The 16201-nt window shown below is 51.8% G+C and carries 13 protein-coding genes; 5 read left to right on the top strand and 8 right to left on the bottom strand.

From position 1 onward, the window contains the following. Nucleotides 1-19 precede the first annotated feature (19 nt). A complete protein-coding gene (locus tag AC27N8_RS02255; RefSeq protein ID WP_487063523.1) occupies nt 20-2803 on the top strand; it encodes an ATP-binding protein in 2784 nt (927 codons plus the stop codon). An 84-nt stretch (nt 2804-2887) separates the two neighbouring features. After that, complete coding sequence (locus AC27N8_RS02250) at nt 2888-3103, top strand: hypothetical protein (RefSeq protein WP_487063521.1); 216 nt, start codon at nt 2888-2890, stop codon at nt 3101-3103. 96 nt (nt 3104-3199) lie between these two features. On the opposite strand, the gene AC27N8_RS02245 is transcribed toward AC27N8_RS02250, so the two are convergent. Both AC27N8_RS02245 and AC27N8_RS02240 read right to left on the bottom strand, forming a co-directional pair. Further along, a complete protein-coding gene (locus tag AC27N8_RS02245) occupies nt 3200-3889 on the bottom strand; it encodes a hypothetical protein (RefSeq protein ID WP_487063519.1) in 690 nt (229 codons plus the stop codon). Nucleotides 3890-3994: 105 nt separating this feature from the next. Beyond that, nucleotides 3995-5479, bottom strand: coding sequence for a carboxylesterase/lipase family protein (locus tag AC27N8_RS02240; RefSeq protein WP_487063517.1), 1485 nt, complete (start codon nt 5477-5479; stop codon nt 3995-3997). A 301-nt stretch (nt 5480-5780) separates the two neighbouring features. Between AC27N8_RS02240 and AC27N8_RS02235 the strand changes: the two genes are divergently transcribed. Then, a complete protein-coding gene (locus AC27N8_RS02235; protein WP_487063515.1) occupies nt 5781-5981 on the top strand; it encodes a hypothetical protein in 201 nt (66 codons plus the stop codon). A gap of 38 nt (nt 5982-6019) precedes the next feature. Here the strand turns inward: AC27N8_RS02235 and AC27N8_RS02230 are convergent, their stop codons facing one another. Next, on the bottom strand, nt 6020-7624 hold the full coding sequence (locus tag AC27N8_RS02230) for a helix-turn-helix domain-containing protein (protein WP_487063513.1): 1605 nt from the start codon (nt 7622-7624) through the stop codon (nt 6020-6022). Nucleotides 7625-7846: 222 nt separating this feature from the next. Continuing rightward, a complete protein-coding gene (locus AC27N8_RS02225; protein ID WP_487063511.1) occupies nt 7847-8059 on the bottom strand; it encodes an Os1348 family NHLP clan protein in 213 nt (70 codons plus the stop codon). Nucleotides 8060-8675: 616 nt separating this feature from the next. On the opposite strand from AC27N8_RS02225, the gene AC27N8_RS02220 reads away from it, so the two are divergent. Further along, nucleotides 8676-11963 carry an ATP-binding protein gene (locus AC27N8_RS02220; RefSeq protein ID WP_487063509.1) on the top strand — a complete coding sequence of 1096 codons (3288 nt, stop codon included), beginning with the start codon at nt 8676-8678 and terminating at the stop codon, nt 11961-11963. A gap of 111 nt (nt 11964-12074) precedes the next feature. Here AC27N8_RS02220 and AC27N8_RS02215 read toward each other — a convergent pair whose 3' ends face one another. Then, a complete protein-coding gene (locus tag AC27N8_RS02215; RefSeq protein ID WP_487063507.1) occupies nt 12075-12698 on the bottom strand; it encodes a TetR/AcrR family transcriptional regulator in 624 nt (207 codons plus the stop codon). A 274-nt stretch (nt 12699-12972) separates the two neighbouring features. Between AC27N8_RS02215 and AC27N8_RS02210 the strand changes: the two genes are divergently transcribed. Continuing rightward, nucleotides 12973-13956, top strand: coding sequence for an LLM class flavin-dependent oxidoreductase (locus tag AC27N8_RS02210; protein WP_487063505.1), 984 nt, complete (start codon nt 12973-12975; stop codon nt 13954-13956). Between the two features lie 18 nt (nt 13957-13974). Here AC27N8_RS02210 and AC27N8_RS02205 read toward each other — a convergent pair whose 3' ends face one another. The 3 genes from AC27N8_RS02205 to AC27N8_RS02195 form a co-directional block, all read right to left on the bottom strand. Then, nucleotides 13975-14361 carry a VOC family protein gene (locus AC27N8_RS02205; RefSeq protein WP_487063503.1) on the bottom strand — a complete coding sequence of 129 codons (387 nt, stop codon included), beginning with the start codon at nt 14359-14361 and terminating at the stop codon, nt 13975-13977. Nucleotides 14362-14435: 74 nt separating this feature from the next. After that, nucleotides 14436-14993, bottom strand: a complete 558-nt coding sequence (locus AC27N8_RS02200; protein WP_487063501.1) for a MarR family winged helix-turn-helix transcriptional regulator — start codon at nt 14991-14993, stop codon at nt 14436-14438. A 938-nt stretch (nt 14994-15931) separates the two neighbouring features. Then, the gene (locus AC27N8_RS02195; protein WP_487063499.1) at nt 15932-16180 is read right to left on the bottom strand and encodes a hypothetical protein; all 249 of its coding nucleotides are present in this window, start codon (nt 16178-16180) and stop codon (nt 15932-15934) included. Nucleotides 16181-16201 lie beyond the last annotated feature (21 nt).

Genomic DNA, 16201 nt, shown 5'->3' with positions numbered 1-16201 from the left:
AAAAGAGGATGGGTGTCTGATGTCAGAATTGCCCGATGGAACTATCACGTTTCTATTTACTGATATAGAAGGTAGCACGATCCGCTGGGAGCGCTTCCCAGAGGAGATGCGCGCAACATTAGCTCGCCATGATGCTCTTTTACGAGCTATCATGGACGAGCATCATGGCGTTGTCTTCAAAACGGTCGGCGATGCTTTCTATGTCGCCTTTGCCTCCGCTGGCGAAGCCTTGTTGGCCGCTGTGAAGGCGCAACAGGCGCTAGCCGCTGAAGAGTGGTCCGAAAAGATCCGGCCGCTACGCGTGCGGATGGCTTTGCATACCGGCGAGGCGGAGCAGCGTGGCTACGATTATTTTGGACAGGCGCTTAATCGCGTGGCGCGTATCCTGTCCACCGGACACGGCGGACAGGTCTTGCTCTCGCAGACGACGCTGGATCTGGTGCATGGAGATCTCGCGGAGAGCGTCACATTTCGCGATCTGGGGAGACATCGCCTGAAGGATATCCAGTATCCGGTGCAGATCTTTCAGCTTATCATCGCGGATCTGCCCGAGCATTTCTCGCCGCTCAAGAGCCTGGATCTACGTCCCCACAATCTGCCGGCGCAGTTGACGGCCTGTGTCGGACGCGAAAACGAGTTGGCTGCGGTGCGCACGCTGCTGATGAGTCAGTCGCCACGCATGCTGACATTGATCGGCCCCGGTGGGATCGGCAAGACACGCTTTGGCTTACATGTCGCGACCAGCGTGATTGAAACATTTCCCGATGGCATCTGGTTTGTCGAGCTCGCTACGATCCGCGACGTAAACGCGATCGTTCCAGCTATTTTCCAGGCTATGGGCATCTACGAGAAGACGCAGCAGCTATCTATGGAGCAGCTTCAGGAGCGCCTGGATGGCAAAACACTGCTCTTCCTCGATAGCGTTGAGCAGGTCAGCGGCGCGGAGACCTTTATCGCTGAACTGCTTCAGGTATGCCCGCATCTCAAGCTGCTGGTCACCAGTCGCAGCGCACTCAAGTTGAAGCTGGAATATGTGTATCAGATCTTGCCGCTGGCTCTCCCGGATGCTCGGCAGGAGCGGCGGCGCACATTGGAACCAGAAGCTCTGCTCGCATATGGAGCCATCGCGCTCTTTGTCCAGCAGGCACAGATCGCCAAGCCAGGCTTCACCATGAATCGCTCCAATGCGTCGACCATCATGAAGATCTGTAAGCGTCTGGATGGTCTGCCACTTGCTATCGAGCTAGCGGCCGCCCGCATTAAGATCCTCTCGCTTCAGACCATGCTCAAGCGCCTGGATCGTCAGCTACAACTCTTAACAGGGAGCGGTCAGCAGCAAGCGCATCAGCAACAGACGCTCAGAGGAACTATCGCGTGGAGCTACAATCTGCTGAGCTCTGACGAGAAAGCTCTGCTGAGTCAGCTCGCGATCTTTCGTAGCGGCTGCACATTTGAAGCCATCGAAACCATCTGTACCGCCGTCGCTGAGATCGAGACAGATCTCCTCGATCTGCTCCGCTCCCTGCTCGATAAAAGCTTGCTTCGGCAGCAAGAGGGCGCAAGTGGCGAGCCACGTTTCCGTATCATGTATATCATTCGCGAATATGCGCTGGAGCAGTTGCGTAAATTCGATGAGACGGAAGATCTGACAGAACGTCACGCAGACTACTATTTGTCGCTTGTCGAGCAGATCGCTCCCACGCTGACCGGCGGCGAGCAGAGATCCGCGCTGGCAACGCTGGAAGAGGAGCAGGAAAATATCCAGGCGGCGCTGACCTGGTTCCTGGAGGAGGGTTCTCTCACCGGGGCGTTTCGGATGGTGGAGGCTCTCTGGCGCTTCTGGTGGATGCATGGTCATATTAATGAGGGCCTGCGCTGGCTGGATCTGCTCCTGAATGCCGATCAGATCGAGACTGTCGCTTCCACACTGCATAGTCGCGGATTGGTGATTGCCAGCCGTCTGGCCTCCAGCCAGAACGATCATGAGCAGGCCGCTCTGTTTGCCGCGCAGGCCCTGACGCTGAGTCAGAAAGCGGGCGATCAGCGCAGTCTGAGCTCTGTGTATACGACGCTGGCCGAAGTGGCCTTTCATAAAGGCGATTATGCTCAGGCAACCGGGCTGCTGGAGCAAAGTCTGGCGATCCAACGTGCCCTCGGCGAACGGCGCGATACCGCTAGCTTGCTTAACAATCTCGGTAACGTCGCGCTCCAGCAAGGCGATCTGACACGCGCCGCCACGCTGCAAGAGGAGAGCCTCCAGATCTTTCGGCGCATCAAGGATCAATGGGCGATTGCTACTGTGCTGAATAGTCTGGGAGAAGTCGAACGGCGCAAAGGAAATTATAAACGGTCAGCGATCCTCTATAAAGAAGCGCTCAAGCTCTGTCAGGCACTCGATTATACAGAAGGTAGCGCCGCCGCACTTGTCAGCCTGGGGGATATTGCACGGTATCAGGGCGATTTCGAGCAAGCCTCCGCGCTCTATAAGGAGAGTCTGACGCTTTTTCGCGAGCTGAAGAGCCGCGTCGGGATCACTGTCTGCCTGCAAGGACTGGCCGAGCTCGCCTACATCCAGGAGCAGCTCGAACTGGCGACGCGCTTATTCGCTCAGGCTGAGGTGACCGCCTATGGTATTGGTACATCTGTACTGCAATACGAACAGGAGACGCACAACGCTACCCTTGATCAACTGCGCCTCGCTCTCGATCGGGACTCCTTCGAAGGCTTCTGGACTACCGGGCAGTCGATGACTCTGGAGCAGGTTACGATGGAAGTGCTCGATGAGGACAACGATCAAGCGTGATAGCTCCAGCAACCATGCGGAGCCCGAAAGGAGGTGGTGATTTTTTGTCCATTGCCTGATCCTCTGCGAAAGGAGGTGAGATAAGTGCAACAACATGATCTTGAACAAGCGCGTGCGATTGCGCAACAGCTGGCGGAACGTGTCAGAACCGACGACGCGTTTAAAGAGCAGGTGCGTGAGAATCCCCAACTCCTGCTCGATGAAGGTCTGCCCGAGCTGGCGATGACGGATTTTCTGAATAGTACCGATCTACTTGACGTCTCCGGCTATCTCGGATGCGTTACGATCAGCTCTATTTAGCCGGTCGATTGTCAGAATGCCCATCAAACATTACAGCTTGATGGGCATTCTCTGCCTGGCTCACGGTATTCCATAAGGGCAAAAATTCTGCCTGTATCATCTCGTTTTTTTAAACGCCTTAATCAAATACGGATCAAAATGCCGTTCAACCAACTCGGTCATTTCTTCCCGAGAACGGCTGCCATCCACCTCATGCACTGTGAGTGAGAGTTTTTCCGCTTGCTGCTTCACATAGCGCGCTAACTGACAATCGCGTGCGATAATGTTGCTCTGACGCTGTTCAGGATCGTTTCCCTCATCGTAAACGCCATGGCGTTTTTGGCGCTGCGCCAGTTCAGCCCAACGGGCGCGCCTGCCCTGCTCACAAAAAGTGTCTGTCGGTACCAGCCAGATGGCCTGGTCTGGACTGGAGAGATACGGAGCAACACATGCTGGGAAAAAATTGCCTTCTGCGATGATGAACGTGTCCTTTGGTAGCGCCAGAAGATCTTCGATGACCAGAGAAAATGTTCTGGTCCACGATACAATGACCTCCTGGGCCAGTTCCTCAACTGAACGCTCTATCCAGCGTCGATTCATGCTCATCTTCAGAAAGGCTTCAGCCTCGGCATCTCCTGCGGCCACACGCCGGTTAAAATGATTGCGTGCCCAGGCATCGGCATGATAATCGATGAACACGTAGATGCGCGCAATCGTATGGCTAATAGTGGATTTGCCGGAGCAAGGGGAGCCGCCAATCCAGAGCACATGCGGAAGCGCTTGCGCCAGATGTTGCTGATCGAGCATTGTATCCTCCACGTGTACGGTTTGAGAGAAACAACTTCGCTTGAAAGTTCCTCGGCCTCTTAGAAAAATCCAAGAGGCCGATGGTGGTCCCTGAAGAGATCAGGGTCAGCTCACGGTATCCCATAAGGGCAAAAATTCCGCCTGTGGATTATCGACCACCTGCGAAACATCATTCAAGAGCATCGTCGTCCGATGGGTCAGGTCGTAGCGCGGCCAGTCGGCAGAGGCTGCGCTATTGGGATTGCCGCTGCGAATAAATGTGGCCCAGATCGTATGGACGCGATTGATCAGTGGTTGAATCTCTGTAATGGCATCACCAAGCAAGAATTGGGTCAGAGGGGTGTGAAGGTTATTCCATACAAACGGCATCTCAAGGCCGTGACAGGCACCAAGTTGTTCTCCCAAAGCGGGCGAAGCCCAATCAAAGCGATACATCCAGACTGGCGCGCCTTGTTTGATCTGTGCTTCCGCCTGACGAATAGCTGGAATACGGAAGACGCTATCTCCTTGCATATCGATCCAGGCAAGGTCCGGCGATGTATCTGCCCGACTTTTGGTGTAGATCTCGTGAACATGCTCAGTTGACGTGCCAAATAGCTGGCTCAGGTTCGCCTCTATCCTTTCTATGTTCCCTCCTAGCAGGACGGTGAAAAGACGCCATTCATCACGATTGCTGCCAATCAAAAGCGGAACCGGAGGACTTGCTCCTTCCGCAATCAGTTCCAGTGGATGTTTCGGTAGTGTGACTCCATCTATTACAGGTACGAACGCTCCAATTCCTCCCCATTCACGGTCAACCTCTTCCTGGACAGTGAGTAGCGTCTCTGCGGGCACCTCCGTGAGAGATAGGACTTGTGAGGTATGCAGATTAAGCTTCTTCAAAACGGTCTGAGCGATACTGGTTGCCTGCTCTCGTGTCAGCAGAATACTGCTGCAGGCTCCACTTTCCAGGATGGCACCATGAAAGAGTCCCCTGGCAGCAGGCATGGCCAGGAGGTTTCCGATAGACATTGCTCCTGCCGACTCACCCATGATGGTTACCCGGTTAGGATCACCACCGAAGGCGGCAATATTGTCATGCACCCATTGTAGCGCGGCGATCTGATCCAGTAAGGCGGCGTTTCCCTGGGCATAGGCGTTGCCTGCGAGATCGCCGAGATAGAGCCAGCCAAGCAGGCCCAGGCGATAGTTGCAGGTTACCACGACAAGATCGTGCTGTGTGGCGAAGGATGTTCCATCGTACGTTGACTCTGAACCAGAGCCGATGACAAAACCTCCACCATGGATATATACCATGACGGGTCGTTTCTGCTGGTCCGCTCCTGGCGACCAGATGTTCAGGCTCAGACAGTCCTCGCTGGGACTCCCATTGTCGGTGGAAGCATTCCCCAGGCGTGTGGATTGGAGTGAAGCTGGTCCGAACTGTGTGGCATCGAGTACGCCTGACCAGGGCTGGAGAGGCTGCGGTGGGAGAAAGCGACGGTGCGCGACTGGAGGCTCCGCGAATGGAATGCCTTTCCAGACCGTGATGGCTCCTTGTTCAAGTCCCTGTACTTTTCCAGTGGTTGTTTCAACGAGGGTTGTACTCACGCTTCATTGCTCCATAGGTGTTTATCAATTTTACGTCATCAATTCTTCTCTCTATTTTTGCATATTTTGCTGCTGCAGGTAAAGGGCCGTGCCAGCAATTTAACCAGTTGATTATGATGGTGCCCATCAAACATTTACAAACTGATGGGCATTATGATGGCCTTGACAATGCTTTAAGCGTTCCTCAGATGTAGTGACTGAAAAAGGTCTACGCGATCGTATCAAAAGTCGCATATTGAGCGAGGCAATTCCATTATAAACGTCGACTGTCAAAAGTCATCGCGCCGATGTGGTATCGGTGATGTATGTCCAAAACAACTCCGGAAGGCGATGGGGTGAGACGCTCACCGACGTAGCGGCGCGGCTCCGCCGTGCTGTCTGTGACTCGTACGACAACGTTGCCCATAGCGTTGCATTGAGAGACGCACCCAGGCCGAATCATACGAGTCACAGACAGCACGGCGGAGCCGCGCCGCTACGACTGTGGGCGTTTGTACTGTGAGTGAAGGGATCTCCCCCTCACTGAGTTTTGTTCGAGCGCTACTGTAAAGAAATTGCGTGCGTGGGCAGCGATGTTGCTCGGCTCTGATAGGCCGGGTTGCTAATCTGTTTTTCCATCTCGATGAGGCGGGCGATGGTGAGTGTAGCTTCTTGAAAGCGGCCTCGTTCGAGCATATATTCAGCGATTTTGAGTAGAAGGGTGGCGCTGACTATGTAGATTTGCTCCTGCGCTTGTCCCCTTATGTGACGCTCGACGTAGTCGATGCAGCAGAGGATGTGCGGGAGGAGTTGTTCACAGAGGGGCCAGGTGATGACTTGCTGCGCTGGGGTGTGTGGAAAGAGTTGTTCAAGTGTGTCGAGGGCGCGCGCAAGCCATAGATGTTTGGTGGGCAGGTCGAGTTGGTCGCGGATGATGCTCTGGACAAGGGGGTGCAGGGCGAGTTGATGCTTTTCAGGGTTGCGCTGGAGGATGGCTGAGGTGTTGAGGATGGCAAAGGCTTCATCCAGGTTCAGGAGGTCGATGGCGTCCGCGCCTGGCTGCCTGGTGCCTGCGATGATGAGTTGTTCGGGGATGCTGTGCGCCTGCATGAAGAGGCAGAGGTGGATGATGTCTCTGGCAAGCGGCGAGCGCTGTTGGATCTGCTTGAAGGTCTGTTGGACGTTGGTGGTGATGGCGCTGGACGATGTCCCGGGGACGTGTCCGCGTCGGCTGAGCAGATCCATGCGGCGCTCCTTGAAGCGTTCGAGGTAACCCGCCAGACTGCATCCTGTCTCTTCGATGTACGCGCCGGCCTGATCAAGTGCCAGGGTGAGTCCTCCGAGCTGTTCACAGAGTTCCGCCGCTCGCGTGCGCTGTTCGTCCGCCGCCTGCTCAAGTGTCTGCTGAGGAGTGAGCAGGCGGGCGCGGCGTAAGATGAAGAGCGCTCCTTCGGCGGTCGTCATGGCGTCGAGGTTGATGGGCCAGCCGTGATGGCCGGTGGTGCGCGATCTCGTCGTGATGAGGACGTGCCCGTTGGTCTCCTGTGCTGGCAGGAGGTCGCTGATGATGCTGATGTCTTCAACGTGATCAAAGATCAGGAGCCAGTTGTGGTTCTGGCTGAGCCAGTTTGTGAATGCCTGGATGCTCTGTTGCTCGCTCGACACCCCAGTGAGGTGTAAGAGTATGGCGTGGCGTGCGATCTCTGCATAGAGCATCTGGGGAGTAGCAGCGTGTAGCCAGAGTATCGAGGTGTATTCTGCGCGAAAGCGATGCGCATATTCAAGCGCAAGTTGCGTCTTGCCAATGCCTCCGATGCCGTTGATGATTAGGGGATGAAATGTCTGTACGGGATCATTGGTTTGTAGGGAGGTGTGGATCTGTTCCAGACTCGACGTTCGGCCCGTAAAAAAGAGGTTGCGTTTTTCCGGCAGCGACCAGATGGGTTGAGCTGGCGTTTCAACTTCACTATCTGTCGTCTCCAGCCCTAACTCCAGGCTGCTCATGCCGAAGGCTTCGCATAATAGTTCGCGATAATAGAGGCTGGGAAGCGTCTGCCCTTGCTCCCAACGCGCTACGGTGATCCGCGATGTGTTTAGACGGATGGCTAACGCGCTTTGTGTCCAGTTGCGTTGGACTCTTGCTTTGCGTAGAGCATCATTTGCCATCTCATGGCCTCTCTTTCTCTCTCAGCTTGCTTGTGATCTGCTACTTGTTTGTCTCTCAATGCGTGCTTTATGCCGAGCGAAGCGAAGACATCATGTCCCACTCGACGTATGATCAGGCGCCCCCACGTGGCGCGCCGAGCTCCAACCGTCTCGTACGAGTCTCTGGGACATCGCACGCGAGCGTGCGACGCTACGATGTTAACACTCCTTTGTCCTGGATGCTCAGAGCTCTGAAATATCAAGTCGGCCAATGAGATCCTGACAAAAGGCCGCAAGATCCTCGCTGCTGGAGGCACAGAGGGTCTCTCGCTCCTCATCGGTCAACTCGAAGCCATGTTGTTGGATGAGGCGTAAAGGATCGAGTTGAAATTCTTGCCAGAAAACTGGATCGGTCAGCGCAATCCCAAGAATCTGATTGATGGTTTTCCAGGACATGCTCCTACCTTTATCTACTTCATGTCTATCAATACCGCTTGGTTGTATTTTTACCTGTGGAGTGCCTGTTGCACGCTTTCGCTAACAGGCCGGCTAAAAGCATCAAGCTTATTCCGATGTTGGCCAGAGATCGATGGGGTCGTTTGATGTATATATATGAGTGTGCGGAAAGAGGTTGCTTTGCTGGTTTAATTGTTGCATCATAAGTTCAATCTCCTGTCAGTGATTATACAAAAAATTGCAAAAACACTTTGTGCGTGAGGCACTTTCTGCATCCCCAAAGCCTCTAGGTTTGTTCACTATAGCTACTAAGAACAGTATAAATGGAGCTTCTCAACAACTTCTCAGCAGCGTCTCAGCAGTATTCTGAGCTTTCGGGATGGGAATTTGACAGGAGGAGATACGCTCTTCTGGAACTGCATTCTGACTGTATTACTGTGATGCTTTACCCCTTCCAATAGTAGAAAAAGGCCTGTATAATAGAGTAGTTAGTTACTTTTATGGTAAGTAACTCACATACATTTATTCAAGCCAGGGTTGATTCTGCATCTCTTTTCTGTGCTCAAATCCAATTTTTGATGAGGAAGAGCAGTGCTTGCCCAGAAGGGATAAAACCGTGCCAGATACTTATGGGTTTAAAAAGTTTGTTAGTCCGGTCTTACCTCCAGTCTATTTTCACCGGGCTGCATTGGTCGAGAGACTCAACACTATCATTACTGGTACTTCGGGGGCTACTCATACCAACCTATCTGATCACAAACTTGTCTTACTTTATGCGCCCGCTGGATATGGTAAAACCGTTCTCCTGGTTGATCTTGCTCAACACTCAGATGTCCCTTTTTGCTGGTACACATTGGATGCCAGCCATGCTGACACTTCACTGTTTTTGAGATCGCTGATCGAGTGTTTAGGTCATCAGTTTGCGCAGCAGGAAGCTGATTTTTTGTCGTTGCTTGAGCAGATTGCTCTCGCTGCTCAGGGGCAAGCGCTGGCTAACGCGGCTTGCGATCTGCTACTCGATCGATTACTTGAGCTTATTAATACCCTGTCCATCAGGCGTTTTGCTCTCGTTTTGCGCGATTATCAACATGTGAACGAACAGCCTGCGATCGCGAGAATCGTCAACCGACTCTTGCGCTATCTTCCCTCCAACTGTATGCTGGTGATCGAGAGTAGAGTGATCCCCGAGCTCAACTTCGTGCATCTGCTGGCACAACGTGAAGTGTTTAGTCTGAACAGCAAAGATCTGCGCTTTACGGCCGATGAGGTGTACAATCTGGCGCACCTGCAAAGCGTCGATCCGCTTGACTATAGCGAAGCGGAACAGATCACACATGCTTTCGATGGCTGGATTGCAGGCATCCTGTTAGGGACACGTGTAGGAGGGGCGCAGTTTCTGCTGGATACACAGGTGGGAAAAAACAATCTTTCCCAGTATATCGAGAGCACCGTATTTAATCACGAAGAAGCTATGTATCATTTTCTCGCCGAAGCCTCGATCTTCCAACGCATTATTCCCCCGATCTGTGCGCAAGTGCTGGAGTGCGCAGATACAGCGCAACGATTGATGTATCTTGAGCGCCAGGGACTCTTTGTCACGCGTCGTGAAAAAGAGCAACACGTATTTTATCTCTGCCATCCCATCTTACGTGATATTTTTTATAAACATCTTCAAGAAGACTCGCCAGAACGTTTCATGCAGTTACATGCTCGCGCTCGCCAGATTTTTTTTGCGTCTCATGACTACGAACAGGCTATTTATCATGCATTGGAGGGTCGGGACTACGATATTGCCGTAGAACTGATCCTTGAGATTCGCGAGAATATTTATACTGAGGGACAGATCAAGATGCTCAAGGGATGGCTTGAAAAGCTGCCCGCTGCCAGCAAGAATCGGCACCCTCGTTTGCTGCTCATGCAGGCCAATACTGCTCTGATGCAAAACGATCACACGGTAGCCTTTGCATTGCTTGACCGGGCGGCTCAGATTGTATCCGAGCAGGCAGCAGTTGACCAGGATAGTTTATTTCAGCGCGAACTCGATCTGGCATGCAGCAAGGCACTTTTTCAGGCGGGGAACTATGCACAGGCGAGAGATCTGTGTCAGAGCGTAGTTGCTCATCTGCCGGCCAAAGAAGCGTCGATCCGCGCCGAGGCGTATATGCGTCTGGGCATCTGCTTAAATTTGTTGGGGGATATCTCGACGGGTATTACACATATGCAGAAGGCACTGCAACTCTGGGGAAGACATACGCTCAATCGTCATACGGCTGAGGCCCATAGTGCTCTCGCCAGTGCCTATAGCCTTCAGGGAGATTTCACGCTGGCTGAACATCATCTATCGCGCAGCATTGTGTGCCGAGAAAATCTGCACGATGAGTGGGGCAAGGTCACAAGTCTGATCCAGCGGGGAGCGATTAAGCAGCGTCAGGGCATCCTGGCGGAGGCCGAGCACGATTTGAAGGAGGCGCTCTCTATTGCTCGTGGACCCCTCCATTTCCAGCGCGGCGAAGCATATGCGCTTGCCAATCTTGCCGATCTTTTTCTCGATCAGAATCAATATGATCAGTGTCTCACCTTTGCTGAAGATGGTCTGGTACTGGCTCGCCAGTTGAAGGATAATCGTCTTGCTGTCTATAGCCTCTACAAGCTGGCGATGGCTTATCTGCTGCGTGGCGATGCCTCAACGGCACTCCTGTGTATCTCAGAGATCAGTTCTCCTGAAGATCACACGATCATCGATAGCTACGAATATAACGTCTACACTATCGCATATGGAACAGTTCTCCTGTATCAGCAGCGTTACGAGGAGGCGTGTGTCTTTTTCACCGAGAAGCAGACCGCCTTCGACGCTTTGAATGCACATCGTGAGCAGATCCAGATTCAGATCTCTCTGGCCTACTGTCGTCTGGCACTGGCTCAGACTGAGGAGTTCATCGCTTGTCTGGACGAACTCACAATATTTCTTAGCAAGCATGAAGGATATAAAAATTCGGCCCTGGTCGAGATTCGTCGCCATGCAGCTCTGCTCTCAGCTGTCGAGACTCTCCCGGAGGCACAGGCACTCAGGATATTACTCAACCTGGAAAAAGCCTCTCCGCCAACTGTAGTGGTTATGCCGTATAGTACGCAGGTTGTTACGCCGCCAGTGGAAGAGCATTTAACCTTAAAAATTACTGCCTTAGGTGAACCATCCATCATGATTCAGGGCAAGCCAGTCTCTCACTGGCGCATGGCACGAGCGATGGAACTCTTTTTCTTCTTTCTCCACGCTGGTCGTCCCCTGCGTAAAGAACAGATCCTTACGGCACTCTGGCCTGCGGTCGACGAGCAAACTGATCATACCTTGCACACCACTATTTATTATCTGCGCAAAACACTGGGTGACAATAAATGTATCACTACACGTGGCGGCACCTACGCACTGAATCTGTCTGCCTGCTATGGCGAATTTGTCTGGTACGATGTTGATGAATTTCAGCAGTATTACACGCACGCGCAGCAGGCTCTAATGCAGAAAAATATCCCTGCGGCCCGCTCCTCATTGCTTGCTATGATCAACCTCTATCAGGGGGACTACGTGCCCTCGATTTATAGCGATTGGTGCAACACGCGCCGCGATGAATTGCGTACGATCTATCTGGATGCCCGGCGTTCTCTCGGCCAGATCGCTCTGCGTGAGAAGACGTACGATGAGAGTATTATTCATTGGCAGCATATGCTTGCTCTGGATATTGCACAAGAGGAGGCTCACTACGGTCTGATGTATTGCTATACCCAGCAGGAGAAGCGTGGATTGGCTATTCGACAATATCAGCAGTGCAAAGAGATACTCTGGCAAGAGCTTGGGATCGAGCCAGGCGTAGCCGTAAAAAATCTTTATCAACGCCTGACCGCCATGTGAGTGCGATGAGCAACATGAACTGTGCTGGATCAAGCGTCTTGTCTCACTACTCGCTTGATCGATCAAGTGAGTAGTGAGATCGCATTTTAAGTATCAGGCCAAAGAGAACGATTATTCTGCTTGAGAAAATAGGGGCCGTAGTATGTGGGCCAGCAATTGATAAGAAGCATCAAGATCGAATGCGGGGTCCATAATCTTCTGCAAGGCTAATCCATCGTAAAGCGCGAGGAGCAGACCAGCCAGAACCGTTGGATCAAGATTGGCGCTTTCCGTTCCTTTCTGATTCTCTAATATCTTTGCCATGACTGAGCCAATTTCCTGTCGTCGTTGGGCCAGCCGTTCTCGCACCTCGGGTGCAATCACTGGATTGTGTAAGCCCAGCGAGAAAGATTCGTAGCGTAGGCGATAGACATCAGCTTCCTGCCCAACCCGTTCATGGATCAAAGCCAAGACGGCGTCGAGCGATTGCTCGCCAGGCACGTGCTGGACAAGATGGGTCATCTTTTGGTGGAACTGCTGGCCGGCAGTTTTCAGGGCCTCAACGAGTAACGCGTCCTTACCGCCAAAGTAATAATGCACCAGCCCCGGGCCAGCCTGGGCTTCACGTGCAATTTCCCGTAGCGTGGTCGCCTCATATCCCTTCTCCGCCAGGATCTTTGAGGCTGCGGCGATAATCCGCTCTCGTGTTTTCTGATTGTCCTCTGTTTTGTCAGAGGTGTTATATTGCTTGCTCATGCAAGCAATATAACATTTTTCATGAAAAATTGCAAGCCAATGATTATTATAGAGGATAACATTGCATGAGTGTTGGATTCAATGGCCCGAGGGCACGACGTTACTGTGTCCTCGCTTCGCTCGACAATTTTGTTCTTGTGCCAAAGAGTGGGTATATAATAAGTCAATTGGCATCGTTGCACTATAATTGGCATTGCAGCTCATCCCTTTTCAGTCCAGAGCTGCAATGCGCAAACCATGATGGTATAGTTATCCATCGAAAGGAAAACTTATTATGCATGCACCGTCTATCGGCTTTTTACTCCGTCGTGAGCATCCACCTGAGTCTGTATTGGACTATGCCCGCAGGGTGGAGGCGGCTGGCTTTGATGAGCTCTGGGTGGTTGAGGATTGCTTTTTCGCCAGCGGTATTGCTTCTGCCGCTACTATTTTGGCGGCCACAAAGAGTATCATGGTCGGATTGGGTATTGTACCGGCGGTCGTGCGTAATCCGGCCTTTCTGGCAATGGAGATCGCAACTCTGGCCCGTTTTCATCCCGAGCGTTTTATTGCTGGCATTGGACACGGCGTCACCGAGTGGATGCAACAGGTTGGAGCACTACCAGCTTCTCAACTGACGGCACTCGAAGAGGTGGTCGTGGCGGTGAGGGCGCTGCTACAGGGCGAGATGTATAGTGTTCAGGGGAAATATGTCTCGCTCCAAGATGTCCAGCTGTCATATCCGCCGGCGCAAGTTCCTCCGCTTGTTTTAGGTGTGCGCGGAGCTCGCTCACTCCAACTGGCAGGTCGCGTGGCTGATGGTACTGTCCTGGCCGAAGGAACGGCTCCCGCGTATGTTGCATGGACGCGAGAGCAGATTGCACGCGGTATGACTGCCGCAGGCCATGATGGACCGCACCATGTGACTGTCTTTGCCTGGTGTTGCCTGGATGATGATAGCGCTGTGGCAAGGCAGACACTGCGTCCGGCGATTGCATCTATGCTCGCTTCCGGCTCGGTACAGGTGCAGACAAAGCCATTAGGTATCAATGCGGAGATTGAGCGTCTGCTCCAGAGTGGTGGCGTTCAGCATCTGCAAGAAGCGATGCCCGATGAGTGGTTGGATCAACTGGCCATCGTTGGGAACGCTGAAGAATGTATCAACGCGATCAAACGACTTTCCGAGGCCGGAGCTGATTCGATCGTGCTCTTTCCTCTTGTTGAGCAATCATCGCAGCAACTGGACGCGTTTGCCCGGCAGATACTGCCACGCCTTTGATGATAAAATGCTACTTTTTTACTCTTCTCGTCTCTTTTGTTGTCCGGCAGCTTCAAATTCCAGTATATGTCCATCGGGATCCTGGACGGTGAAGTCAAACTCTCCCCATTTTTTCTGGGCCGGGAGCTTCACATGATCCAATCCCGAGGCGCGCAACTGCCGGGCAAATGTTTCCAGTTCGTCCGACGTTTCCAGCTCGAGATGAAATGGGGGCGCTGACGCCTGTTGGAGCAATCCCAGGCGGCCATCTCCAATTTTGAGCATCGCAAAGAGGCCAGGACGATGGACTATCACTTGCACTCCAGGCAGTTTGGTATAAAATTCCAAAGAGCGCTCTATGCTCTGTACTCTTAGTGTCATGCCAGCCAGCGAAAGCTGATGAGCGGTTTCTTGTGATGTAGACATTGTATGGTTCTCTTTCTTCTTTTTGTCTGAATAGTTAATGGTACCTGAGATGGTATGTTTCTCTTCATCTTACTTTACTCCTCAAGATGTGAGGTGAAGAGTTTGATGAGAAGAGTGTGCAGAGCTGTCTGCTCCTGGTCGTCAAGGGCAAGAAAGAACTCGTGATCTAGCGTGTCTCCTGCCTGTTGCATCTGCTGAATTGCCTCCCTCCCGGACGATGTGAGTGAGACCACATGACGCCGTCGATCACGCGGGTCCGCAGCCCGTTCAACGAAGCCTCGCTTTTCGAGTATATCGAGCACGTCGACCATATTGGAACGGTCGATGTTGAGCCGATTGGCTAGCTGCTGTTGGGAGAGCTGACCTCCTTCATTGAGAAGAAGGAGTACACCGTAGTGCGATGGATTCAGGTTCCATGAGGCAAGGATCTGGGTGAAGCGACGACGCACTTCGCGTCCAAGACGGCCCAGCACGTACGTTTTACTGCTGAGCTGCTGCGAGATAAGAGGGCGCATAGGCTCAGTATCCGTGAGACCCTGGGGAGATGAGTATTGTGCTGAGTCTTGATCATCTGTAAGCGAATGAGCCATTGGCGTGTCTCCCATCCCTTTTGTGTATGTATCAACGTACATACATTTTCCATCTGAGCCTTCCTACGAGCGGAAAGTTCAGATGGAAGCTCTTAATTCATTGGTATAAACAACAATTGTCTATACCAATGAATATAGCTCAAAGAATCCACGTTGTCAAGAGGCGATGGGGAATTTCGCTTCGGTTTTTCCTGGCGGGATCACTTATGATTTTTAGCCGCTGTGACCCTGGAGGTTTTTCTTGAGTGGAATTGTATACGACAAAGATTTACTCTAAAGGGATGGGAACATGGATTGATTTGCTATGACTTTTTGGATAGCCAGGACATCCTGAAAGAGTTTTTTCCCTCGAGTATCAAGTGAACATGAAACATCAGGGCTCGTTTGTAGCTCGAAACTAATGATGGTTGTGGTGGAAAAACTGGCACTTTTTAAGCAACCATGATTCACAGGCAAGCTGTTAAGCGCGTCCAGAGTATTCACATCGTTGAAAAAGATCTTAGTGAGACCGAGAAGAATATGTCGTTGGCCATAGAAATGACAATTGAAGAGTATGATTTCCCCTGTCGAGCTAACAACTAAAATTGATCCGCAAGCATTTGTGCTTGCTGAGATAGAAATGATAATCGTTTTTTGTGCATTAGGTGAAGGCAGTGCATGTCCTGTGTATAGTGGTATGCTCTGCTGATCTATTGCGTGTACAGCATGAACTTTCGAGCTTCCTATCGTAATGAGCTCGAAACATGCAAAAGCAAAAATTAGTATGATGTGTATGGTTTTATTCTTCAAGTGCTTCTTCTCTCAGTGATATAAAACGCGTATGGTTTTATTCTATATATAATTATTGTATAATCAGATAGAAATTGTACAATTAAATGTATATCTTTGATGTAATTGCCAACGGGATGGGACAATGAAACCTCATTTCTGAAGGATACATTGGCCACCATTGGTTTGCTCTCATGAGGCAGCGCTACCTCTTAGACGAGCAATTGTTTGTCAGTTATCTCCCAGAGTTCTTGAGCCACTTTTTCATTATAAGAACGGTGGGATGAGCGTCTGGATTTTTTTTTGTCAAAGTATTTGCCGCTGACCCCATCTACCTCTGATGATGTTGCCAGAAAGATTGTTGTTTGCGCGCCCTGATCTACATCGAGCGTAAACGGTTTCATCAGTCTGGCACCGACATCTACCCAACTACCCAGATTACTGTCGAAGGTGTCACGCAAAAGTCGCCTCTTGTACCTTAG

The organism is Dictyobacter sp. Z7_2, from assembly GCF_057551105.1.
This window is presented reverse-complemented; position numbering and strand designations above follow the sequence as displayed.

Bases quoted from the DNA above. Each gene is read 5' to 3' on its own strand.
- AC27N8_RS02255 (WP_487063523.1), top strand. From the start codon at position 20: ATGTCAGAATTGCCCGATGGAACTATCACGTTTCTATTTACTGATATA.
- AC27N8_RS02245 (WP_487063519.1), bottom strand. From the start codon at position 3,889: ATGCTCGATCAGCAACATCTGGCGCAAGCGCTTCCGCATGTGCTCTGG.
- AC27N8_RS02235 (WP_487063515.1), top strand. From the start codon at position 5,781: ATGTATGTCCAAAACAACTCCGGAAGGCGATGGGGTGAGACGCTCACC.
- AC27N8_RS02230 (WP_487063513.1), bottom strand. From the start codon at position 7,624: ATGGCAAATGATGCTCTACGCAAAGCAAGAGTCCAACGCAACTGGACA.
- AC27N8_RS02225 (WP_487063511.1), bottom strand. From the start codon at position 8,059: ATGTCCTGGAAAACCATCAATCAGATTCTTGGGATTGCGCTGACCGAT.
- AC27N8_RS02215 (WP_487063507.1), bottom strand. From the start codon at position 12,698: ATGAGCAAGCAATATAACACCTCTGACAAAACAGAGGACAATCAGAAA.
- AC27N8_RS02210 (WP_487063505.1), top strand. From the start codon at position 12,973: ATGCATGCACCGTCTATCGGCTTTTTACTCCGTCGTGAGCATCCACCT.
- AC27N8_RS02205 (WP_487063503.1), bottom strand. From the start codon at position 14,361: ATGTCTACATCACAAGAAACCGCTCATCAGCTTTCGCTGGCTGGCATG.
- AC27N8_RS02200 (WP_487063501.1), bottom strand. From the start codon at position 14,993: ATGTACGTTGATACATACACAAAAGGGATGGGAGACACGCCAATGGCT.